Below are 21162 nucleotides of genomic sequence, written 5' to 3'. Positions count from 1 at the left end.
CCTCGAAACACCAGATTCAGCGCGTGCCGCCATGGTGGCGTTTCGGCATTTCTCACGGACAACCCTCGATTGTACTGACAGGTACATTCGAGTGATGATGACGATTGACGACGTGTTCAGGCGAGGGATGGTAGGTCTGCCGTCGTGGATCGCGGAGACCGATGGGCGTCGGTGCGCCGTTCCGGTCTCGCGCTGGCTGGGCGGATCGTCCGCGACAGTCGATGATCGACGTGCGGATGCTGCCGCTCTGGCGCTGTGCACAGGCCCGACACTCGACCTCGGGTGTGGACCGGGCCGGCTGACAGAGGCGCTCGGTCGAGCCGGCGTGCCGACTTTGGGTGTCGATTCGTCGGTGTTCGCTGTCGAGTTGACCACCGGACGGGGCGGCGTCGCACTTAGACGCGATCTTTTTTCGCCGCTCCCGGCCGAGGGAGAGTGGTCGCACGTGCTTCTCGCGGACGGGAACATCGGCATCGGCGGCGATCCGCTGGCTCTTCTGCGCCGTGCCCGCCGTCTGCTGCGGGCCGAGGGGACGGCGATCATCGAAGTGTCGTCGACACGCGATGTCGGTGGAATTTTCGTACGCACGGTGCGTTGGGAATCGGGAGACTCGGCGAGCGAATGGTTCACGTGGGCCGACGCCGACACCGGCTCGCTCGAATCTCTCTCGACCGCAGCCGGGATGTATGTGCGCCGTATCATCGAGACGAGCAAGAGGACCTTCGTGGAATTAGGACTGCACGCAGCACCATGAGCAAGGACATCCCCCGCACCCCCAAGGGGCGGCGCACCCGTGAGTCCATCATCGACGCAGCGGCGACGATGATGTACGCGCACGGAGTTGCGGGGACCACTATCGACAACGTCCTCGACGCCTCCGGCACTGGAAAGTCACAGCTGTACCACTACTTTTCCGACAAATCCGATCTCGTCGACGCCGTCATTCAGCGCCAGCTCGAGCGAGTGCTCGCCGCACAGCCGCTACTCGACCACATCGACACGTTCGACGACATCGAGCGATGGGCGCAGGCGGTGATCCACACCCACGAACAGCCCGGTGGACCCTTCTCGTGCCCGCTGGGATCTCTCGCATCGGAACTGAAGAACGACCCGGCGTTCGTGCCTGCGCTCGATGCAGCGTTTCGCCGTTGGGCCGAGCCTCTGCGGTGCGCATTGTCTGCCATGCGCGAGCGTGGCGAGGTAGCCCCGTCCGTGGATGCCGCTGCCGCGGCGGCGATGCTCATCGCGGCCTTACAAGGCGGAATGCTGTTGGCGCGCACAGCAGGCGACGTCCAGCCGCTGCGCGATCTCCTCACTGCCGCAGTCGATTCTCTTCGACTACGACGCACCTGAACACGCTACGAATACCACCGATCTCCAGCGTCGACTCTCCGGCGTCGTCTGCTCGCTCCGCGATGCCTGGCGTTTCGGCACCCCATGTTCTACATTGACGGTATTCGCTTTGTACCGACGGGTACACTTTCTGATCGGACGTTCCCGTGCTGCACGTACCGACACCTCGATTCCGAAGCCCGATCCGCGGCGTCTGGCTCACCTCCGTTCTGGGGTCGGTGCTGCTGGTGACCTTGCCGATCGTGACCGTTACCGGCCTGCTGTCCTGGGTTGCCTACGGTCCTCGATTCGGCCAGTCGATGCCGGGCGACGTAGGCCTGCTGCACCTGCCGGTGTTCGACTGGCCGACGAACCCGTCGTGGTTGTACCGCCTCACCCAGGGCCTCCATGTGGGTTTGGGTTTGATTCTCACGCCGATCGTCCTGGCCAAACTGTGGTCCGTCATTCCTGCCTTGTTCGAGTTTCCTCCGATCCGGAGTCTCAGTCATGCACTGGAGAGAATCTCCTTGCTGGCGCTGGTGGGCGGCATACTGTTCGAGATCGCCACCGGTGTGCTCAACATCCAGTACGACTACCTGTTCGGGTTCAGTTTCTACACAGCCCACTACTGGGGTGCGTGGGTGTTCATAGCCGGGTTCCTCACTCACGTGGTCGTGAAGTTCCCGGCCATGGCCCGAGCGCTGCGCAGCCGTCCTTTCCTGGAGGTGATGCGTGTGCGTACGGCCGACACCGTCGTCGATGCCGGTGACCATTCGGTTCTGGCAGCAACCGACCCCGATCCTGCGACCATCAGCCGACGTGGCGCACTGACACTCGTCGGCGGCGGCGCGTTGTTCGTCGCAGTCCTCAGTGTCGGTCAGAGCACCGGCGGCTTCCTGCGGTCGGCCGCTGTCCTGCTCCCTCGGGGTCGGTCGTACGGCGACGGCCCGAACGACTTCCAGATCAACCGCACTGCAGCCTCGGCGAACATCACCGAGGACCAAATCGGTGAACTCTGGACACTGACCCTGCTCGGGGGTCTCACCGACGTCACTCTCACCCGGCAACAATTGCTCGAGATGGAATTACACACAGTCGACCTTCCGATCGCATGTGTCGAAGGCTGGTCGACGGTCCAGACCTGGACAGGAGTCCGTCTCCGAGACCTGGCGCAGCTCACAGGATTCGACACCGTCGATCGTGCCGAGGTGACGTCATTGGAGCGATCAGGTTCGTTCAATCGCGTCAATTTCACCGGCGCCCAGTTCCGACACCCTGATTCGCTGCTGGCACTGCGCGTGAACGGCGTGGACCTGTCCCCCGATCACGGTTTTCCCGCACGCATCATGATTCCCGCAATTCCCGGGGTACACACCACCAAGTGGGTCGAGTCGATCGAGTTCTCCGGAGGCGCAACATGATATTCCGCCGACTCTACGGAGACGGACCGACCCACCTCGTGGCGGTGGTGTTCTGCCTCGGCTTGGTCTTGCTGGTGCTGACGTCCATCGGGATCCCGGCATTATGGAACCCCGATCACAGACTGCAGTCGATCGCGGTGTGGTTCGTCGGCGCCGCAGTGATCCACGACCTGATCGCCTTCCCGCTGTACGCAATTCTCGACCGCGGACTGATCCGCGCATTGGGCACCCGAGTCAATTACGTACGAGTGCCCGCTTTGGGTGCCGCGTTGAATCTCATTCTGTTCTTCCCGGGAATCATCAAGCAGGGCAGTGACACGTATTACTCTGCCACCGGCCTCACCCAAGAGCCCTACGCCGTGAGGTGGGCACTGCTGACCGCAGCGATGTTCACAGCCAGTGCCGTCCTGTACGCCATGTCGCGAATCGTGCAATTGCGTCGCACATAGTCCCGTCGGCGCGGCCTGCATCTGAAGTGCACTAGAGCTCCTAGTGCCGAGGACGATTGCCGCCAGCCGATGATCGTGGTCGCAGTTCGGTCCGGCCGCAGCGTTGCCAGTGGCGCGTTGGAGTGGAGGGTAGGTACTCGGAGCGGTCCTGGCGAGCGGGGCGGGTTGGTTCATTACGTAGACCACGTAGTAGACCTAGCGTCTCGAAGGGAGTTGCCGACGCAACCGACTCTCCTCCGCTCACCCGCGCGGCGTCGACCACTCGAGCGAGAAGAGGATTCGCGTGGACGCGATCGAGGCCTGGTCAGCACCAACCGCTGGCATCATGGGGGCCGCTGCCGCAACCCGTCCCTCGAATCACGCTCCTCTCGTTCTGAGATCGCAGATTTGGGGGTAGCCGCGGAGGTCAGTTGGATCCACGGAGTTCCGTTGCGATGAGCTGTCAGTCGTCCAATACTCGTGGATCAAGAGTGCGCCGCACGAGGTCTCGAGCGACGCCGCTGATGGGCGTGGACTCGGCATACGCATGCCCGCGCAGCCGAACCGCCGCATCGTCGATCGGAATGCGTAGCCGAGCTGCCAGCATCCCGATGGCCGTGTGGACCTCGTCGCGCGAAAACTTCGCTGCCACGCCGTGTTCGAGTTCTGTGTTCTCACCCGAGGGACGCGCGTCGGCGACCTCAGCCACCAGCGCAGGCCCGATCATCGCCGCGATCGTCGCAGCGGTGGTGTGCTGCGCGACCGTCAGCTCCCCCGGCGCGGTGCGATACAACTCGAGCGTTCCGATCGTCGACTCACCGGCCGTCAGCGGGAATGCGAATACCGACCGCACCTCGAGCTCCTCCACCACCGCCGACGCGAACACCGGCCACCGCGCCGCAGCGCCGCGGTCCAGCAGATCGGGCACCATGTGCGCCTCGCGCGTGCGGAAGGCGTCCAGGCAGGGACCCTCCCCGATGGTGAACTGCAGCTCGTCGATGCGGGTCGCCACCGAATCGGTGCTGTGGATCAACTCCCGGACCAGCGGGGTCCCGGCGATGACCGCGACCGCGGCCCCGTCGACACCCGCCGCATCGACCGCCATCTCCGCCAGCAACGCCGCCGACGATGTGCCGGCCGTCCCGCCGTCGTACTCGTCTCGCATTCGACGTCTCTTCTCGTGAGCCCGATATTGCGCAGACCAGGCCGAGCGGCCAACGCACCGAACACCTCCGATGCCCACCCGCGCCCCAGATAAACACTCGATGGCGTCGACGATTACGGGCCGGCCGGGGTCGTTCCGAGGCCATCTCGGGAACGGGACGTGTCGACCGCCACAGCAGTGGACTCGACCCGTCGGACAGGATCGACGGAAAAAGCCGAGGTTGCACCGACCGATGACACGGGACCGTGATGGACGGCCATGGCTACACGACTCTTAATCCAGCGGTCTATTGGACCCAGTACAGACAAGATGGCGACGCCCTGACCAGCAGCAATGCAGCGTCAATCTTCGCCCGGAGGGCCCGAACACGCGAGTTTCGAGTTGAAAGTCATGAATAAGTAGTGAGTGGCACCGAAACCAGAAGAGCCCCTGATCAGCATAACTGCTGATCAGGGGCCCTTTTTGGTGCGCCCACAGGGACTCGAACCCCGGACCCAGTGACTATGCCCGCAGAATGCCAGGAATCCCATTGGGACCATGAAAGTCCGCCTGACCAGCAGGGATTAAGAGTCACATGACCACACGGGACCACGACGATCCGGGTGAGACCGAAATGAAAGTCATGAATAAGTAGTGAGTGGCCCGCGGAGTGTCAGGTGGTCCGCGTTCAGCGTCGATCGGCTGTCGGTAGATGTCTGCACTGGCAGAGCCGGATGAACCAGCCCACTCCAACGCTACTGGGGGGACTGACCCGTTCCCGCGCCCCTGACCGCGCAGCAGCGATTGGCGTTCATCACCGCCGCCAAGAGTCTCAAGATCACGATTAACGCGACACGAACTCGGGAGAGATCAGGCCGGGGTCACAGGGAGTGACACCCGGCGGAGCCACCTCGGTGGTCCGTCCTCACATCGCTGTGTAGTGGGAGATTCGTCCACCACTCAGTCGCGGGACACCTACTTTTCGAGCCTCGTCATGGCGGACCAATCGAGGCCTGCCGTCCGTTCCGTACAGGACGACAGAATGCCACGGTGTGGTCCACGCATCAGCATGGTCGAGCAGTCGAATCCCCAGCTTGTCAGCTCCGCGCGGTTGCGGGTGAATCGACAGACGCACGTGATTCGGAAAGTGCGCGGCGATCACCCGACCCCACCCTTGACTTCGCGACACGACGTGTCGCGCAGCGATCTTCGCTCGGCGATGTCGGTACGACCTGGTGTGGCCGTCACCGCTCGGAGCGTCCTCGGCCAGGAACTTGATCACCCCTCTGAGCTGCCGCGCGGCTGCCTCGTCGTGTCGGGCGCGTGCTCGAACTTCCTCGTGTCCGTCACACCAGGCGGTGTCGAGCAGTGTTCGTTTGTCCTCGAAGGTGCGACCCGGCCAGAGTGCGCCGAGATCGAACCATTCGAGATGGCCGAGGCGCTGGGCGTCGAGGAGTGCACGCAGGGCGGTGCCGTACTCGGTGATGGCGCCGTCGTCCACACCGATGTGGTCGGCGAAGACGTGACCGTCCGAGCAGATGGTCAGTGTCGCCCCCGGTTCGTAGATCTCGCCGATGCGCCGACACAGATCATCGAGCTCCATCAGGGCGAGACGTTCTCCTTCGTCGGGCAGAACTCCACACACCTTGTCCGGACTCGGCGACTTACAGGGAAAGGCGGGCAGCGTCATCCGAATGGGACGCTGCTGCAGAACGTGAGCCATGATCTGCGCGAACTGCGTCGACGCCTCGAGCGCTGCCGGAACCGCGGTCGGTGCCTCGCCGGGCACCGCGCGGCGGCGACCGAGAAGTATCTCGAGAATGTTCTCCGCCATCGTCACGTCGTCTCTCAGATGACGGGGAAGCGTGACGGTCATGCGCTCGCACTCCGTCGGCACGAGTAGTGCACCGGCAGCGCGGCGACAGCCCGGGTGATCGGTGAACTCGACCAGTCGAGGTCGTCGTTGCGGTCGTAAGCAGGCCTGAGCCCGTCCAAGCGAATGATCAATGCCGTCAACGCTTCCTGCAGCTCGACGCGCGCCAGACCCGCTGCCGGGCACGCATGACGCCCGTATCCGAATGCGAGGTGCGGATTCGGCGATCGGTCGATGCGCACGTCGTGAGGACACTCGAAGACCTCGGGGTCCCGATTGGCCGCTCCCAGAGCCACGATGACCGAGTCACCGGCCGGCACCGCCACACCGTCGATGTGACCGTCCGCCTCGAGGAACCTCCACGTCGTCAGATTGAAGGCCGAATCGTGGCGGAGCAGCTCTTCGACGGCGGACGGTACGAGGTCGGGATGGTTCCGAAGCTGCTGGAGAACGACCGGGCGTTCGAGCACTCCGACGAGGGCCAGTTCGAGTTGTGCGGCCACCGGATCCTGGCCGGCGGCGAACAGTTGAAAGATCATCGAGTCTCGTTCCTGCACAGTGATGATCGCTGCGTCGGCGGCGCGAACGATGTCGCCGAGCACGGTCTCGTCACGGGCCTCGCGTACCACGTCGTTTATGTAGTCCTGCAGTTCCACGAGGTTGTTCTCGTAGCGTTCTCGTCGCGGGTGTCCTGGCGGAACCGGAGCGACCACGGTCCGCCACTCGGGCTCGAATCGGTCCCGCAGATGATCCGGTAGCCCGATCGCGCGAGCGAGGGCGAGCATCGGCAGCGCCTCGGCGACGGCAGCGACCAGATCCACCGGTCGATCGTCGGCCGTCGCCGGCATCGCGTCGATCAAAGCATCGATGTCGGCTCTGATCGCATCGCGGTGGGCTTCGGATCGGCGTGCCGAGAGGTGGTCTGTGACCAGTGATCGCATCCGTGTGTGGTGCGGTTCGTCCCTGTGGAGCAGGTGCTTCTGCAGCCGGGATCGTTGCTGCTCGGGCATGATCGACGCCTTGGCCAGGAACTCGGAGTTCGCTCTGGCGTGGTCCTTCCCCAGTCGTTGGTCCGTCAGCGCGCGTCGTGCAGCGGCGTGTCCGGTGATCAGCCAGGCGTCGAGCGCCGGGAAGGAGACCGCGTGCACGGTCCCGGACGAGGTCAGGGTTGCGAACAGCGGATACGGGTCGGCGCGGTAGCGAGATCCGTCCAGCAGGGTGCGGTCTGTCATCGGGTGTCCTCTCGTGACGTGGTGCGATGGTGAGTTCGGTGGTGGGCAAGCAGGATGGCGGCGCACGCGGCGACCGCGGCGGCGACGGTGAGAGCGGGATTGGGTACGACGGGCGCCGTCCAGAGCGACGCCGCGACGAGAGGCCCGACGATGAAGCCTGTGGTTCTGGCGAGTTGCATGTGCGATGCCGCGATCGCGGCCCGTGCCGGAGCGACCGAGGACATCACCCATGCCTGCGCAGGGCCTCCGTAGAGCCCCATGCCTACCCCGACCAGCGCCAATCGCCATGCCAGCTCGCCGATGCTCCAGTCGCCGCGGTGCAGGACCATCGCGACGAGTCCGACAGTCACCGCCGCAACCCCGATCACGACGAGTCGAGACGGTCCGATGCGATCGGCGAGCATGCCCGCGACGAGACCGACCGCAGCCATGGCGGCCGCCTGGACGATGATGACCATCGCTGCGTCGGTGGCGGACCCGCCTGCCGCTTGCAGGGCGATCGACACCCCTAGCGGGACCACGGATGCAGCACTCGCGACCAGACCCACAGCCAGCACGATTTGTTTCGTCGGTGTCTCGTCCTCCGGCCGGCCACCGTCGCTCCGCGGCGGTCGGCCACGTGCCCCGGCGAGCGACCCCGGCGGCGTCCGCGCGAGAATCCACCCGGCGGCGACACACGCCGGAATCTTGAGGAGCAGCGCGGACTGCCAACCGAAATTGTCGATGAGCGGACCGGCCAGAACCGGGCCCATCACGATCCCGAGTGACCCGAGTCCTGTGGTCACGCTCAGGGCACGAGCTCGACGCTGCGGGGACACCGCTCCCGTCGACAGCAGCGGCATGCAGACGAACAGAACCGCCGCCGCCGCACCCTGCAGCGTTCGCCACGCCGTGGTCCACACGATGCCGATCTCGTCGCCGGGCGCGAACGCGGCGAGCACTCCGGTGGCGGCGAAGAGAGTCAGTGCGCCGAGGACAGTGCGGCGCGCGTCGTGCGCGGCGAGGAAACGCCCGGCCGGAATCAGGCAGATCGTCAGCATCGCCTGATATCCGATGATGGCGATCTGCGCGACCGTTGTCGTCGTCCCCGTGTGTCGAGCGATCGCCGGCAGAGCGAGATTCAACGCGGACATCTCCATCATCGCCGTGAACGAGAGAATCCCGGCAGCGACGACGACGATCCAACGGTCACCGCTACGGACGATCGGGCTCGCCGTCATGTCGCTTCGCTCAGGTAGTCCACCGAGATCTGCACGCCTCCGGTGAGCGGATGTCTTCCGATTGCCGCACGCACGCCGAACACGTCTCGGAGCAGCGCACCGGTCAGGACCGCCGAGGGCGGACCTGACGCCACGATGGCGCCCTTCGACAACACGTGCACCTCGTCGCACACCGCAGCGGCGACGCCGAGATCGTGCAGCGTGATCAGGCAGGTGCAGCCCGTGCGCTCGAGCAACGCCAGCATCTGTACCTGGTGCGCGAGGTCGAGGTGATTGGTCGGCTCGTCGAGCACGAACACCCCGGCCCCCTGAGCGAAGCATCGAGCCAGCAGCGCTCTCTGCTTCTCCCCGCCGGACAACGACTGGAAGGTCCTGGCTGCGAGATCCTCGATCTCCACATCGGCGAGAGCTCGATCGATCACCGCGCGGTCCTCCGACGACTCGCGGCGGAAGCTCGACTGGTGCGGGATCCGGCCGAGCGCGACGACGTCACGTACGGTCGCACCCGGTGCGCCCTCTCGTTCCTGCGGTACCGCGGCGACGAGGCGGGCCGACGCCTCGGTGGACGTGGCCGACAGGTCGCGATCACCGACGACGATGCGCCCGTGCGTCGGTGACACGTGGCGGTAGACCGTGCGGAGCAGGGTCGACTTGCCGCTGCCGTTGGGTCCGATGATCCCGGTGATGCACCCTGCCCGAGCGAGGACGGAGACATCGGAGACGATGTCGTTGCCGGACAGTCGAACCGACAACTTCTCGATCGACAGCGACACGGGCGGTGGTCCGGTGTCGGTCATGGGCGGCCGGTCCGTGTCATGAGAAGTACGAGCAGGACCGGGCCTCCGAGCGCGGCGGTGACCACGTTCACGGGCAGTTCCTGATGAACCAGACGCGCTGCGACACGGCACGACAGATCGACGAACACCATCAGCGTCGCCCCGACCAGAGCCGCGGCGGGAAGCAGCCGGCGATGGTCGACGCCGACGACGAAGCGGCACAGGTGAGGGACGAGCAACCCGATGAATCCGATCGCTCCCGACACGGCGACGATGACCCCCGTCATCAGGCTGACGACGACGAACACCTCCCGGCGGACACGGAGCACGGAGATGCCCAGAGAGGACGCGGTCTCGTCGCCGAGCGCGAGAGCATTGAGGTGGCGGGCACGGCCGTAGAGCACTGCCGCGCCGAGTGCGACCCCGATGACGGTGACAGGTAGCTGCGACCAGGTGGCCCCGCCGAGCGAGCCCATCAGCCAGAACAGGACACTGCGGGTCTGCGCCTGGTCGTCGGTCTGCAGCACCATGAAACTGGTGATCGCGGTGAGGATCTGGCCGACGGTGACTCCGGTCAGGACGAGTCGGGTGGGCCCGAAGGCTCCGCCGATGCCGCCCGCGGCTCTGGTCACCGACCACACGACCGCGAGGGCGATGAGAGCACCGAGGAACGCCGCAACGGGAAGGACCACCGCGGATCCGATGATGCCGACGAGCGTCCCGACGACGCCACCCCCGAACACCAACACCCACACGGCACCGACGGAGGCTCCCGAGGAGATACCGAGGAGGTACGGATCCGCGAGATCGTTGCGCACCAGCGCCTGCACGGCGACCCCGACCGTCCCCAGACCGGCACCCACGACGACGGCGAGGATGGGGCGTGGAATGCGCACCTGCCACACGATGAGATCGATCGTGCCGGGGGCGAAGGGTGTACCGAGCAGACCTCCTCGAACGGTCGACCACACGGTCGACACGGGAACCGACGTCGATCCGTAGCTCACCGCCAGTGTGAATCCCGCGACGAGCAGGACCGTGGTGGCGCCGGTGAGCAGCGCGGCACCGCGGTCACGAACCATCGACGGCGTTCGCGATGGTCGCCACGGCGGCCGCGTTGGCGATGCCGGGGAGCGTGGTCTCCTCCGCACCCAGGTCGATGAAACTTTGCTCGCGGACGGCGCGAAGGTCACGCGCTCGCGGATCGCTGCGGAGAGTTTCGAGCGCTGCAGCGTACGCGGCGGACTGCTCCGCGGCGGATGCCTTGTTCCTGACAGCGATCTGGATGAAATCAGGGTCGGCGGCGATGACGTCTTCCCAGGACACGGGTCGCATGCTCGTCGCATCGTCGGTGAATGCGTTACGGGCTCCGGCCAATTCGTAGATGGCGTTCGCGATCTGCTTACCGCCGACCGTGGTCATCCCCTGCGTGGTGTGGTCCGGCGAGTAGTAGAACACTGTCGGTCGGTCGTCCCGCGGTGGATGTGCGACGGCGACCTCGGCGATCGTGTCCTTCATGTCGGCCACGAGGTCGGCTGCGGGGGCAGATGCGTCGAGGATCGCGCCGATGCTCTCGATGTCGCGGTAGACGGCGTCCAGGTCCGTGCGGGCACCCTGGAGTGTCGCTGCGCAGGCACTCGACGACAGCACCACGTGTCGCATATCGGCAGCGGTCATCTCCTCCTCGGACAATCCGTCTCCCCCCATCATCTGCATCGATCCGAAGGCGTCGATGTACGCCTGCGCTCCGGTGGTGAGCAGGACCTCCTTGGGAATGCCACCGGTCGACAACACGGGAACCGTCTCCGCGGCCTCGCGGACGTCGTCCGGGAGCGTGGACACTCCGGACGCCCACCCGGTTCCGGCGACACTGTCCGCCCGCCCCAGACGGATCACCAGCTCGAGTGCGGCCAGATTGGCTGTCACCACCGTCGCCGGTGGCCCGTCGAACGTGGTGGGCTCACCGGCACAGTCCGCCACCGTGACGGGGAAGGGCGCGGGCCGGACGGCACCTCCGTCCGCCGTCGGATCGGGTGCGTCCACGGTCCGTGTGCACGCGGACGCCACCAGGGCCACAGCGACGAGCGCCGTCGAGAAGGTACGAGTGTTCATGCCTCGGTAGTCGGCTGTGGGCGCGGTCGGGTTCCCCTCCGTCGGGAATTCGTCCGGACGAGTGCGGTTGTGGTGCATCGGTTTCGGCTTCGAGAGCGCGGTCGTCGAGTCGAACCGGGACTGTCGGGAACTTTCGGTACGCGGCACCCGACCACTGGTGGACGATCACGGGCCTACGCGCCCGTGCGGCCCGAGCAGAGGAACGAACCGCGCATGCAGCCACGTGTGATGCCCACCTCGATCGTGGACGAGGACCGGTCGTGATCGCCGATGGCACGTTGCGCTGGATCTGTACGGCCCTGTTCGTCGCCGCCGCCGGCTATTGCGTGTCGCGGCTGGCCCACGTCGGGCGGACCCGCGGTGTGATCGATCATGGCCTGCACCTGGCGATGTGTGTGGCGATGATCGCGATGGCGTGGCCGTGGGGCCTCGGTGTACCCCTGCTCCCCCAGGGCGTCTTCTTCGGTGCGGCCACCCTGTGGTTCGTGTTCACGGCCGCGCAGGGTGTTCTCGCGAGTGTGCGGCGACGGGTGGACGTCGGTCGTCATGGTCCCGTGATGGCCGCTTATCACGCATTCATGATGGCCGCGATGGTGTGGATGGTGGTCGTCATGGCCGGGTGGTTGCCCGACACCGCCGCACACGATCATTCCGGTGGCGATTCGATGGCTGGTGACGCGTCCGCGCACGCCCATCACGCGGCGATGGAGACTTCTGCTCGGACGAGCGCGGGTTCGGAGTGGGTCTCCCTCGTATCTTTCGCTCTGACGCTGGCGTTCGCCGCGGCCGCGATCCTCTGGCTCCACCGCATGTTCGCAGTCGAACAGGACGCCGCCCTGGCCCCCACCACCGCGGAGCGCGGTGCAGTGGCCACCGTGGGACGCGTGTACCAGCCGCAGACCGTCGCCGCCGCGTGCGAGGTGGCCATGGCCGGCGGGATGGCCATCATGATGGGAGTGATGTGACGTCTTCCTCGACCCACCGTGACCAGTGCAGCGGCCGATGACACCGGGGATGCGTTCGTCAGGAGACGCGTCGTCGCGGCCCTCTCGCACACTGTCGACCCATGTGCTCACTGCGACGATCGTCGTCGCAGTCGGCCTCGTCGTGTCGGTCACCGCGGTCTCCGGTGACACCCGCTACCTCGCGAGCGGAGACTCGTATCCCGGCATCGTCACCTCCCAGCTGTACGTGGTGCTGCGGTTCGTCGCTGCCCTGTCCGGCGCCGTCACGCTCGGGGCGCTGGTGCACGCACTCACCTGCACACGGGTCACCAAGTCCGGGCGCATCGGCCCGGAGGGCTATGCGGCACTGTTGATCGCCGCGCGTTCCAGCTCCGTCTGGCTGATGTCGTCCGCAGCATTGATTCCGGTGTCCGCGGCGGATGCCACCGGGATCGGTCTGGGCGATGCCGTGCGGCGCGGCGCACTTCTCGACCTCGTGGCGCCGAACGAGGCACCGAAGGCGTGGATGGTGAGCGCAGTCGCCGCTCTCGCCGTGGTCGTCCTCACGCGTTGGACTCTGAACTGGGTACCGCTAGCCGCGTCGGCCGCTGTCTCCGTGATCGGGATTCTCCCGGCCTGGGTGATCGGCAACGCCGGGCAGGGCCGCGATCACGACATCGGTACCAGCGCAGTCATCGTGGCGATGGTCGCCTTCTCCGTGTGGACCGGCGCCGCGATCTCGTTGCGCTCGATGATCCTGCGCGTGGACGGACGCGACGCGCGCGAATGCGACCTGGCCGTGTCCCGGCATCGTGTCGTCGCCTCGTGCGCGGCGGTTCTCACCGTGGGACCAGCGATCGTGGTGGCCGTCATCCTCCTTCCGTCGGGAGCTGTGTTCAATTCGGAGTACGGCCGATTCGCCCTCGTGGCAGGGGCACTCGTCCTGGTCTCCGCGGTCCTCGCCGTGACTGCGGCTGTTCGGCGTCCTCCGTCCGATCGGTACATGCGAGTGTCGGCACAGGCGTCGTCGGTGATCCTGGTGTTCGTCTGGGCGCTGGTCGTGCTCATGGCCGTGCGGCCTGCTCCGGCTTTTCTGGTCACCGCGTCCACCGTCTACGACGTCTTTCTCGGGTTTCAGCCCACTGGTCCCCCGTCGCTCTCGCAGTTCGCCTCGTTCTGGCGCTTCGACTTCGTCACCGGCGCAGGCGCGGTCCTGTTGGCCGGGCTGTACGGGTGGGCCGTCGTCCGCCTGCGCAGGCGCGGCGACCCGTGGCCGCTCGGACGCACCGTCGCCTGGGCATCAGGGTGCCTGACCCTGTTGGTGGCGACCAGTTCCGGGGTGGGCGCCTACGGTTCGGCGATGTTCGGCGTCCACATGGGCGTGCACATGACGTTGAACATGTTCGTTCCTGTGCTGCTCGTTCTCGGCGGGCCGGTCACTCTTGCGCTCCGCGCACTGCCGGCCGCGCGGGACGGCAACGCCCCCGGGCCGCGCGAATGGATCGTCATGGTCGTGCACTCACCGCTACTTCGAGTTCTGTCCAACCCGGCTGTCGCCGTCGGACTGTTCGTGCTCTCACCGTTCGCGGTGTACTTCAGCCCACTGTTCGACGAATTGGTGCGGTACCACTGGGGTCACGAACTCATGAACATCCATTTCATCGTCACCGGATACCTCTACTACTGGGTCATCATCGGGATCGATCCGGGCCCGAAGCGTCTACCGCACCTCGGTCGGCTGGCGTTGCTGTTCGCGGCCATGCCCTTTCACGCGTTCTTCGGTATCGCGGTGATGACGATGGACCGTCTCATCGGCGGTACGTTCTACCGATACCTCGACCTCCCCTGGGTCCAGGACCTCGCAAGTGACCAGCGCTTCGGCGGGGGCTTGGCGTGGGCGTCGAGCGAGGTCCCGCTGGTGATGGTCGTCCTCGCTCTGGTGACGCAGTGGGCGCGCCAGGACAGGAAGACCGAGGTGCGGGAGGACCGGGCAGCCGATCGCACCGACGACGACGAGCTCGCGGCCTACAACGCGATGCTGGCCCAGTTGGCCAGAACGCGGAAGTGAACGTGCGCGCATGATCGACGTCCATCTCGTGGTTCTCGTCGTTCTCGTCGCGTTGGCGTCGTGGTTGGGAGCACGGGTCGAACACCGGCGGGACGCGCGACTGGTCGGAATCCTGGCGATTGCCCTGCTCGCGGTGGTCGTGGCCGTCGATGCGGCCGGGACAGTGCCGCATCCGAGCTAGAGCAGGGTCTGCCAGTAGTCGAGGAATCGTTCCCCGCACAGCAGGATCACTGCGGTGAACCAGAGGGCGACGATGGTCCATCTCCATCTGACGAACGGTGCCCACTGCGTCGCGCGGGAGACCGCGACGACCCACAGCGGCACGGTGACCGCCCACACGACCATGCAGTAGGGACACAGTGCGCCGATCCGGTACAGGCTCTGAAAGATCAACCAGTGCACGAACACCACCCCGACCGACAGTCCGATCGCCAACCCCGCCCAGTACCACCGCGGGACACGGACACCGCCGAGACAGAGGACGCCGGTCACCACCACCACCGTGAACGCGGGGATTCCCAGGATGGGGTTGGGGAAGCCGAACAGCGCGGCCTGCGGCGTGGTCATCACCGACCCGCACGACAGAACCGGGTTGAGACTGCAGGACGGTACATAGCTGGGATCGAGCAACAGCCGATATCGCTCGATGACCAACACCAGCGCCGCCAGGAGTCCGATCGCCCCGGCGACGAGGATCCCCCCGCCCGCGATGCGGCCGAGCGGGGGGCGTCCGGACACCTCGGTGCTCGCGAGGACGTCGGTCACGAGATCGCGAGCACGGCGGCGGTCAGTGCCTCGGGGGTTGTCAGCTGGAGGGGTTCGCCGTTGAGCAGGACGGTCGGAGTCGAATTCACGTTGGTCTCTAGCACCGACTGGGTGGAGGAGGCGACCCAGTCGGTGTGGGTTCCGTCGGCGATGCACTCGCCGACCGTCTCGGGTGCACCCGCCGCCACTGCCATCTCGGTGAGCTGATCGTCCGTCAGTCCGGCACCACCTTCGGCGGGCTGCTGTTCGTAGGCTGACGAATGGAAGCGCAGCCAGTTGTCCATCGACGAATCAGCCACGCACAGCGACGCGTTGGCAGCGCGTGTGGAGTAGTCGGTGGTCGACATCCTGTCGAGAATTGCGATCGGCTGGTAGTCGATCGCCGCGGCCCCGCTCGTGCGGAGCTCGTCGAGAGCACTACCGAAGGTGGCTTCGAAGGCTCGACAGCTCGGGCACTGGAAGTCCTCGTAGATCGTCAGGACTCGTGTGGGTGTCTGCCCGCCGCCGAGGGTCTCGACGTCGGGCTCGGCTGCGCGCAGGGCGCCGGTGTCGGTGACCGACGCCGGCGCAGCCGCTGCGCCGGGGGTGTCGCGGCCGGAGATGACCACGATGCCCACGACCAGCGCGAAAACGACCAGGGCGGCGGTGATTCCGGCGCGGATGAGCACCGAACGTCTGCGTTCGGCTTCCGCCAGCGCATTACGCTGGACACGGTCGGTCTTGGACACGATGTGGTTCTCTCTTTTCGTGGAGTGGTGACGGAAGAGAAGTCGGCCGCTCCATCGAGAAAGTTCCCGCGAACCCTCAACGCGGCGATTCCCGCTCGCCGGTGACCGAGTTGGAGGTTGTGAAACGGCGTAGTCGCAGAGAGTTCGAGACGACGAAGAACGAGGAGAACGCCATGGCCGCCCCGGCCAGCAGCGGAGTGAGCAGTCCGGCCGCTGCGACGGGGATGGCGGCGACGTTGTAGCCGAACGCCCACACCATGTTTCCCTTGATCGTCGCGAGCGTGGCCTTCGCCAGGCCCAGGGAATCCACCACGGCGCCGAGGTCGTCCCGGACGACGATGATGTCGGCGGCACCGATGGCGACATCGGTCCCCGCACCGATCGCCAGACCGAGGTCCGCTGTGGCGAGGGCCGGTCCGTCGTTGATGCCGTCGCCCACCATGGCGACCGTGCGGCCGCTCTCGCGCAGCGACGAGACGATCTCGACCTTGCCCTCGGGGAGCACCTCGGCGACGACGTCGGTGATGCCCACGGCGTCGGCGACTGCCTGCGCGGCGTAGGCGTTGTCTCCCGTGACGAGCAGAGTGCGGAGCCCGAGCGCGTGCAGCTGCGCGACGGCCGCCGCGGCGGACGGCTTGACCGTGTCGGAGACGACGAGAACTGCCCGCACTCGGTCGTCGACTGCCAGATAGACGGCTGTCGCTCCGAGTTGCTCACTCTCGTGCTGTGCACGGGCGAGAATTCCGGGAACGGGCCACTGCCTGTCCTCGAACAATCGCCGCCGTCCGATCTCCACGGCTCGGCCGTCCACGAGCCCTCGTGCCCCCAGTCCGGGGAGCGCGACGAAATCGTCGACCGACGGAAGTGTCCCCAGTCGGTCACGAGCGGCGCCGACGATCGCGGCCGCGATCGCGTGCTCGGATGCGACCTCCACGGCTCCGGCGAGTCGGAACAGATCGTCCTCGTTCTCCCCGTGAGCGACGACGATCGATTCGAACGTCAGCGCTCCGGTGGTGATGGTCCCGGTCTTGTCGAAGACGACGGTGTCGACCGTGCGTGTGGCCTCCAGCGCCTGATGTCCCTTGATGAACACCCCCAGTTGCGCCCCGCGGCCGGAGGCCACCATCAACGCTGTGGGTGTGGCCAGGCCCAGCGCACAGGGACAGGCGATGATCAGGACCGCGAGTGCAGCGCTGACCGCTGCGTTCATGTCGCCGCTGCCGACAACCCATCCGGCGAATGTCGCGGCCGAGAGCAGGAACACCACGGGAACGAAGATGCCGGAGATGCGGTCCGCCAGGCGCTGCAGATCGGCCTTGCCCGACTGGGCGGCGTCGACCAACCTGATCATGCCGGCCAGCGCGGTGTCGGCCCCGACCGCGGCGGCCTCGACGACGAGACGTCCGTCCAGCACGACGGTGCCGCCGGTCACCGCCGTGCCGACCTCCTTGTCGACGGGAAGCGACTCACCGGTCATGGCACTGGTGTCGACAGTGCAGTGTCCGTCCACGACAAGACCATCCGCGGCGATCACCTCCCCCGGACGGACGACGAACTGCTGCCCCTCCTTCAGTTCCGAGACGGGAATCCGTAGTTCGCCGCCACCGCGGACGAGCACCGAGACATCCCGAGCTCCCAGAGCGGCGAGAGCTCGAAGGGCGCCGCCGGCGCGGCGTTTGGCTTTTGCCTCGAAGTAGCGGCCGGCGAGTACGAACACTGTGACGCCGGCTGCCACTTCGAGGTAGATCGCATCGCTCGACGTGATGGCCGCCCAGATGCCCCGGGTCTGATCCGCCGTGGAGGTCTGGAAGAACATCGAGTAGACGGACCACCCGGTGGCCGCGATGATGCCCGTGGACACCAACGTGTCCATCGTGGTGGTGCGGTGCGCGAATCCGGACAACGCTGCCCGGTGGAACGGCAACGCCGACCACAGGACGACCGGGGCAGCGAGCGCCAGCAGGATGAATTGCCACCCCGTGATGCGTGTGTCGGGCACGACGGCGAACATGATGGACAGATCGGCCAGCGGAACGAACAGAACCAGGGCGACGACGAGACGGCGGAACAGGTCTCGGGAATGCGCGTCCTCGGCCGTGGTGTCGACGCGGGTGTCGTCGGTGAACTCCGCGGCTGTGAATCCGACGGCCTCGACCATCCCGCACAGGTCTGCTGTGGTGACGGACGGCGGAGCCTCGATGGTGGCGACCGCGGTGGCGTAGTTCACCGAGGCCTTCACCCCGTCGACCTTGTTGAGCTTGCGCTCGATCCGGTTGGCGCAGGCACCGCACGTCATGCCCTCGACGGCGAGTGCGACACGCACGGACGTCGCATCGTCGGCGATGTCAGCAAGGACGGTGTTCTGGTGGGTGCCGACGGACATGGTGATCAGCTCTTTCGTTCGACACTGCGGTTTCGGTGGAGTGGGGATGTCACGCGGCGGAGTCGCCGGCGTCTCGCAGGTGGCCGCGTCGACGCCCCTGGCGCGCGCCGTCCGGAACGATGACGCCCTTGTCGTCGCTGTGCGACAAGCGTTGCGGTGACGGTGATGTCGACCCGTTCGCGCTGCGCCGGACCATCGCGGTGACCGCGACACCGACGGCGATGATGGCGTGGGACGCGACGCGTTGGACGGTCACCTGGCCGGATATCGAGTCGGTGATCACGAAGACCGCCAGCAGCCCGGTGAAGGCGACCAGGACCGGCATCAAGCCTGCCGACGCTGCCGGCCGCCACGCGGCGACGAGGAATCCGATCCCGACGGCGATGTTCCACGCGGTGCTCTCGTTGAACAAGTGTCCGGCCATCGACTCGTGACCCATCGCCATGGGGTCGGCCGCAGGGGTGTGTCCCACTCCGAGGAGTTGCGCGGCGCCGAGCGAGATCTGCGCCATGGCCACGAGAACGAGGGCGGCTCTCCATGGATGGTCTCGGCACACCCATCGCGCCACGCGACGGGGACGACCGCGCGGCGCACGGACGCCGACGGCGTCGAGTATCTGCGCCGTCAGATCCGGGGTGCGTGGGGCGGACCCGACACGGAGACTGCGCGTCAGCTCGGTCGCGGAGGCGTACCAGTTCTGGCACCGGGCGCAGGACTCCAGGTGCTCGTCGGTCCGGGCGGACGGTACGGGCTCCCGTTCGCCGTCGATGCGCGCCGACAACGCTTCTCGCGCGAGTGTGCAGTCCACGAGTCAATGGTCGCCCGGGGTGGTGAAAAAGTTCCCGACGGGCCTTTTCAATAACACTGAAGGTCATCAACTACACTGAAGGTGTGAGTTCCCGAGCCGAGCACGACGCGCACACCACCGAGTTGGCGCTCGCCGCCGGCCGAGGTGATCACCGCGCACTCGAGTCCTTCGTTCGAGAGACACAGCGTGACGTGTGGCGATTCGTCGCCCATCTGAGCTCCCCGTCCGCGGCGGACGATCTCACGCAGGAGACGTACCTCCGCGCGATGACATCCCTCCCGCGTTTCGCGGCGCAGTCCTCCGCGCGCACCTGGCTCCTGTCCATCGCCAGACGCGTGGTGGTCGATCAGGTCAGGTCGGCGATGGCTCGCCCGCGGCTCGTCGGAAGCGACGACTGGGTGGCCGTGGCGGATTCCGCGCAGAGTGCCTCCACGGGGCCGAACGTCGCGGAGGACCTGGTGGAAGTGCGCATGATGCTGGCCGATCTGCCCGCGGACCGGCGCGAGGCACTGATCCTGACGCAGGTGCTCGGGCTGTCCTACCAGGAGGCGGCTGATGTGTGCGGGTGCCCCATCGGCACAGTCCGCTCACGGGTGGCGCGTGCGCGTGAACAGTTGATCGCCGGGGTCGGCGAAGTCGGTTCCGACACGGGTTAGGCGCGTTCGACCACACCGGCGATGGGCACGGTCATGGCCCACGCGTTCATGGCGTCCAACACCGGCCGGAGCCCCTGCCCCAGCGGCGTGAGTTCGTAGACCACCCGCGGCGGAATCTCCGGGTACACCGTCCGTACGAGCAACCCGTGGGTCTCGAACTTGCGCAGACGATTGGTCAGCGTGTGGGCACTGATTCCGTCGAGTGCAGTGAGCAGTTCGCCGAACCGGTGGGGACCACCCAACAGTTCGCGCACGATCAACGTGGCCCACGGGCCGTCCAGCAGACTCAGGAACCGCGTCACTCCGCAGGTCTCGACGGAGCAGTCCTCGAACGCGATCGGTCTCATGTATCCCCACGTTACAGCCAGTGCACTTGATGTAACCACTGCATCGCATGCACTAATGGGTTCATGACCTACATCGTTCACGGCGCCACGGGCGCTCAGGGTTCTCCCGTCCTCACCGCACTCACCGCGGCCGGCCACTCCGGCACCGCCGCTGTCCGCGACACCTCATCCGTCGAGGGCCCGGCGGTGGCCGTCGACTACACCTCCGTCGACACGCTCGTCGACGCCTACACCGGCGCGGACGGCGTCTTCGTCCATATCCCCATCGGTCCCCTCGACGTCCAGATGGCCGCGGCCCGCGCCGTCGCCGAAGCCGTCCGGCGCGCGCGCCCTGCCCGAGTCGTGTTCTCCACCAGTGGATCCACCATCGACGACTCCACCGCGCCGACGTCGGCTCCCGAGGTCCTCGCCCGCGAGCTGGCCGACAGCGGCGTGTCCCATGCCGTGATCGAGCCCCGCGTGTTCCTCGAGAACTTCCTGCTCCCCATTTCCCTCGGTCCGGTACGCGACGACGGCGTCCTCATGTACCCGATCCGGGACGACTACGCCGTGTCCTGGAGCTCACACCTCGACATCGCCGACGTCGCCGTTCGTCTGCTCACCGACCACACCGTCACCGGCGTCGTGTCGGTCGGTGCACTGCCCGGCCTCGTCGGTGCCGACGTCGCCGCAGGATTCGCCGCGTACCTCGACCGGCCCGTGACCTTCCGCGCCATCACCCCCGACCACTACGGCGACCTCATCACTCCCCTGTTCGGGGCAGGAGCCGCCGGGCCCGTCGTGGAGTCCTACCACCACCGATACACGCTGCCCGGTGAGGTCATCACCCCGGACAGGTCCGCGCAGCACCTGCTCGGTATCACCCCGCGCACCGTGCAGCAATGGCTGACGGACCTGGACGTCTGACGCACTGTGTGCGCGTCCG

General features: G+C 66.6%; 21 protein-coding genes. 9 read left to right on the top strand and 12 right to left on the bottom strand.

Annotation, left to right across the window (positions count from 1 at the left end):
• The first annotated feature begins 94 nt into the window (after positions 1–94).
• The 4 genes from AC0IX4_RS18685 to AC0IX4_RS18670 all read left to right on the top strand — a co-directional run bounded on the left by AC0IX4_RS18685 (position 95) and on the right by AC0IX4_RS18670 (position 3202).
• A complete protein-coding gene (locus AC0IX4_RS18685; RefSeq protein WP_471830378.1) occupies positions 95–754 on the top strand; it encodes a methyltransferase domain-containing protein in 660 nt (219 codons plus the stop codon).
• Positions 751–1353: a TetR/AcrR family transcriptional regulator gene (locus AC0IX4_RS18680; protein WP_471830376.1), complete on the top strand. Its 603-nt coding sequence runs from the start codon at positions 751–753 to the stop codon at positions 1351–1353. Before AC0IX4_RS18685 ends, AC0IX4_RS18680 begins: the two co-directional genes overlap by 4 nt.
• A gap of 149 nt (positions 1354–1502) precedes the next feature.
• The gene (locus AC0IX4_RS18675; protein ID WP_471830724.1) at positions 1503–2753 is read left to right on the top strand and encodes a molybdopterin-dependent oxidoreductase; all 1251 of its coding nucleotides are present in this window, start codon (positions 1503–1505) and stop codon (positions 2751–2753) included.
• Positions 2750–3202 carry a hypothetical protein gene (locus AC0IX4_RS18670; RefSeq protein WP_471830374.1) on the top strand — a complete coding sequence of 151 codons (453 nt, stop codon included), beginning with the start codon at positions 2750–2752 and terminating at the stop codon, positions 3200–3202. The genes AC0IX4_RS18675 and AC0IX4_RS18670 overlap by 4 nt, the downstream gene beginning before the upstream one ends.
• Before the next feature lie 442 nt (positions 3203–3644).
• Here AC0IX4_RS18670 and AC0IX4_RS18665 read toward each other — a convergent pair whose 3' ends face one another.
• From AC0IX4_RS18665 to AC0IX4_RS18635, 7 genes are all read right to left on the bottom strand, one after another.
• A complete protein-coding gene (locus AC0IX4_RS18665; RefSeq protein ID WP_471830372.1) occupies positions 3645–4346 on the bottom strand; it encodes a GAF and ANTAR domain-containing protein in 702 nt (233 codons plus the stop codon).
• A 904-nt stretch (positions 4347–5250) separates the two neighbouring features.
• Positions 5251–6201: an L-tyrosine/L-tryptophan isonitrile synthase family protein gene (locus tag AC0IX4_RS18660; RefSeq protein ID WP_471830371.1), complete on the bottom strand. Its 951-nt coding sequence runs from the start codon at positions 6199–6201 to the stop codon at positions 5251–5253.
• A complete protein-coding gene (locus AC0IX4_RS18655) occupies positions 6198–7430 on the bottom strand; it encodes a cytochrome P450 (RefSeq protein WP_471830369.1) in 1233 nt (410 codons plus the stop codon). The genes AC0IX4_RS18660 and AC0IX4_RS18655 overlap by 4 nt, the downstream gene beginning before the upstream one ends.
• Positions 7427–8650, bottom strand: a complete 1224-nt coding sequence (locus AC0IX4_RS18650; protein WP_471830367.1) for an MFS transporter — start codon at positions 8648–8650, stop codon at positions 7427–7429. Before AC0IX4_RS18650 ends, AC0IX4_RS18655 begins: the two co-directional genes overlap by 4 nt.
• On the bottom strand, positions 8647–9447 hold the full coding sequence (locus tag AC0IX4_RS18645; RefSeq protein ID WP_471830365.1) for an ABC transporter ATP-binding protein: 801 nt from the start codon (positions 9445–9447) through the stop codon (positions 8647–8649). Before AC0IX4_RS18645 ends, AC0IX4_RS18650 begins: the two co-directional genes overlap by 4 nt.
• Positions 9444–10508 carry a FecCD family ABC transporter permease gene (locus AC0IX4_RS18640; protein WP_037185682.1) on the bottom strand — a complete coding sequence of 355 codons (1065 nt, stop codon included), beginning with the start codon at positions 10506–10508 and terminating at the stop codon, positions 9444–9446. Before AC0IX4_RS18640 ends, AC0IX4_RS18645 begins: the two co-directional genes overlap by 4 nt.
• Positions 10498–11538: an ABC transporter substrate-binding protein gene (locus tag AC0IX4_RS18635; protein WP_037185744.1), complete on the bottom strand. Its 1041-nt coding sequence runs from the start codon at positions 11536–11538 to the stop codon at positions 10498–10500. The genes AC0IX4_RS18640 and AC0IX4_RS18635 overlap by 11 nt, the downstream gene beginning before the upstream one ends.
• 260 nt (positions 11539–11798) lie before the next feature.
• Here AC0IX4_RS18635 and AC0IX4_RS18630 point away from each other — a divergent pair, with 260 nt between their 5' ends.
• The 3 genes from AC0IX4_RS18630 to AC0IX4_RS18620 all read left to right on the top strand — a co-directional run bounded on the left by AC0IX4_RS18630 (position 11799) and on the right by AC0IX4_RS18620 (position 14731).
• The gene (locus AC0IX4_RS18630; protein WP_307092032.1) at positions 11799–12503 is read left to right on the top strand and encodes a DUF5134 domain-containing protein; all 705 of its coding nucleotides are present in this window, start codon (positions 11799–11801) and stop codon (positions 12501–12503) included.
• Between the two features lie 103 nt (positions 12504–12606).
• Positions 12607–14550 (top strand): cytochrome c oxidase assembly protein, encoded by a 1944-nt coding sequence (locus tag AC0IX4_RS18625; RefSeq protein WP_471830363.1) that lies wholly within the window; start codon positions 12607–12609, stop codon positions 14548–14550.
• Between the two features lie 10 nt (positions 14551–14560).
• The gene (locus AC0IX4_RS18620; protein WP_156388475.1) at positions 14561–14731 is read left to right on the top strand and encodes a hypothetical protein; all 171 of its coding nucleotides are present in this window, start codon (positions 14561–14563) and stop codon (positions 14729–14731) included.
• Here AC0IX4_RS18620 and AC0IX4_RS18615 read toward each other — a convergent pair.
• The 4 genes from AC0IX4_RS18615 to AC0IX4_RS18600 all read right to left on the bottom strand — a co-directional run bounded on the left by AC0IX4_RS18615 (position 14728) and on the right by AC0IX4_RS18600 (position 19234).
• Complete coding sequence (locus AC0IX4_RS18615) at positions 14728–15261, bottom strand: vitamin K epoxide reductase family protein (protein WP_471830723.1); 534 nt, start codon at positions 15259–15261, stop codon at positions 14728–14730. The two genes, AC0IX4_RS18620 and AC0IX4_RS18615, sit on opposite strands and share 4 nt — an antisense overlap.
• A gap of 50 nt (positions 15262–15311) precedes the next feature.
• Positions 15312–16043, bottom strand: a complete 732-nt coding sequence (locus AC0IX4_RS18610; RefSeq protein ID WP_307092028.1) for a DsbA family protein — start codon at positions 16041–16043, stop codon at positions 15312–15314.
• 76 nt (positions 16044–16119) lie between these two features.
• On the bottom strand, positions 16120–18426 hold the full coding sequence (locus tag AC0IX4_RS18605) for a heavy metal translocating P-type ATPase (RefSeq protein ID WP_471830362.1): 2307 nt from the start codon (positions 18424–18426) through the stop codon (positions 16120–16122).
• Positions 18427–18475: 49 nt separating this feature from the next.
• Positions 18476–19234, bottom strand: a complete 759-nt coding sequence (locus AC0IX4_RS18600; RefSeq protein WP_471830360.1) for a zf-HC2 domain-containing protein — start codon at positions 19232–19234, stop codon at positions 18476–18478.
• 83 nt (positions 19235–19317) lie between these two features.
• Between AC0IX4_RS18600 and sigC the strand changes: the two genes are divergently transcribed.
• Positions 19318–19890 carry an RNA polymerase sigma factor SigC gene (gene sigC / locus AC0IX4_RS18595; protein WP_471830358.1) on the top strand — a complete coding sequence of 191 codons (573 nt, stop codon included), beginning with the start codon at positions 19318–19320 and terminating at the stop codon, positions 19888–19890.
• Here sigC and AC0IX4_RS18590 read toward each other — a convergent pair.
• Positions 19887–20237: a winged helix-turn-helix transcriptional regulator gene (locus tag AC0IX4_RS18590; RefSeq protein ID WP_056076097.1), complete on the bottom strand. Its 351-nt coding sequence runs from the start codon at positions 20235–20237 to the stop codon at positions 19887–19889. The two genes, sigC and AC0IX4_RS18590, sit on opposite strands and share 4 nt — an antisense overlap.
• Positions 20238–20300: 63 nt before the next feature.
• Between AC0IX4_RS18590 and AC0IX4_RS18585 the strand changes: the two genes are divergently transcribed.
• Positions 20301–21143, top strand: coding sequence for an SDR family oxidoreductase (locus AC0IX4_RS18585; RefSeq protein WP_042576609.1), 843 nt, complete (start codon positions 20301–20303; stop codon positions 21141–21143).
• Positions 21144–21162 lie beyond the last annotated feature (19 nt).

This window comes from Rhodococcus sp. AC861, assembly GCF_979256035.1.
This window is presented reverse-complemented; position numbering and strand designations above follow the sequence as displayed.

Excerpts from the sequence above, each read along its gene's own strand:
- AC0IX4_RS18685 (WP_471830378.1), top strand. The coding sequence starts at position 95 with ATGATGACGATTGACGACGTGTTCAGGCGAGGGATGGTAGGTCTGCCG.
- AC0IX4_RS18645 (WP_471830365.1), bottom strand. The coding sequence starts at position 9,447 with ATGACCGACACCGGACCACCGCCCGTGTCGCTGTCGATCGAGAAGTTG.
- AC0IX4_RS18635 (WP_037185744.1), bottom strand. The coding sequence starts at position 11,538 with ATGAACACTCGTACCTTCTCGACGGCGCTCGTCGCTGTGGCCCTGGTG.
- AC0IX4_RS18640 (WP_037185682.1), bottom strand. The coding sequence starts at position 10,508 with ATGGTTCGTGACCGCGGTGCCGCGCTGCTCACCGGCGCCACCACGGTC.
- AC0IX4_RS18665 (WP_471830372.1), bottom strand. The coding sequence starts at position 4,346 with ATGCGAGACGAGTACGACGGCGGGACGGCCGGCACATCGTCGGCGGCG.
- AC0IX4_RS18585 (WP_042576609.1), top strand. The coding sequence starts at position 20,301 with ATGACCTACATCGTTCACGGCGCCACGGGCGCTCAGGGTTCTCCCGTC.
- AC0IX4_RS18655 (WP_471830369.1), bottom strand. The coding sequence starts at position 7,430 with ATGACAGACCGCACCCTGCTGGACGGATCTCGCTACCGCGCCGACCCG.
- AC0IX4_RS18605 (WP_471830362.1), bottom strand. The coding sequence starts at position 18,426 with ATGTCCGTCGGCACCCACCAGAACACCGTCCTTGCTGACATCGCCGAC.
- AC0IX4_RS18650 (WP_471830367.1), bottom strand. The coding sequence starts at position 8,650 with ATGACGGCGAGCCCGATCGTCCGTAGCGGTGACCGTTGGATCGTCGTC.
- AC0IX4_RS18590 (WP_056076097.1), bottom strand. The coding sequence starts at position 20,237 with ATGAGACCGATCGCGTTCGAGGACTGCTCCGTCGAGACCTGCGGAGTG.
- AC0IX4_RS18680 (WP_471830376.1), top strand. The coding sequence starts at position 751 with ATGAGCAAGGACATCCCCCGCACCCCCAAGGGGCGGCGCACCCGTGAG.
- AC0IX4_RS18620 (WP_156388475.1), top strand. The coding sequence starts at position 14,561 with ATGATCGACGTCCATCTCGTGGTTCTCGTCGTTCTCGTCGCGTTGGCG.
- AC0IX4_RS18660 (WP_471830371.1), bottom strand. The coding sequence starts at position 6,201 with ATGACCGTCACGCTTCCCCGTCATCTGAGAGACGACGTGACGATGGCG.
- AC0IX4_RS18670 (WP_471830374.1), top strand. The coding sequence starts at position 2,750 with ATGATATTCCGCCGACTCTACGGAGACGGACCGACCCACCTCGTGGCG.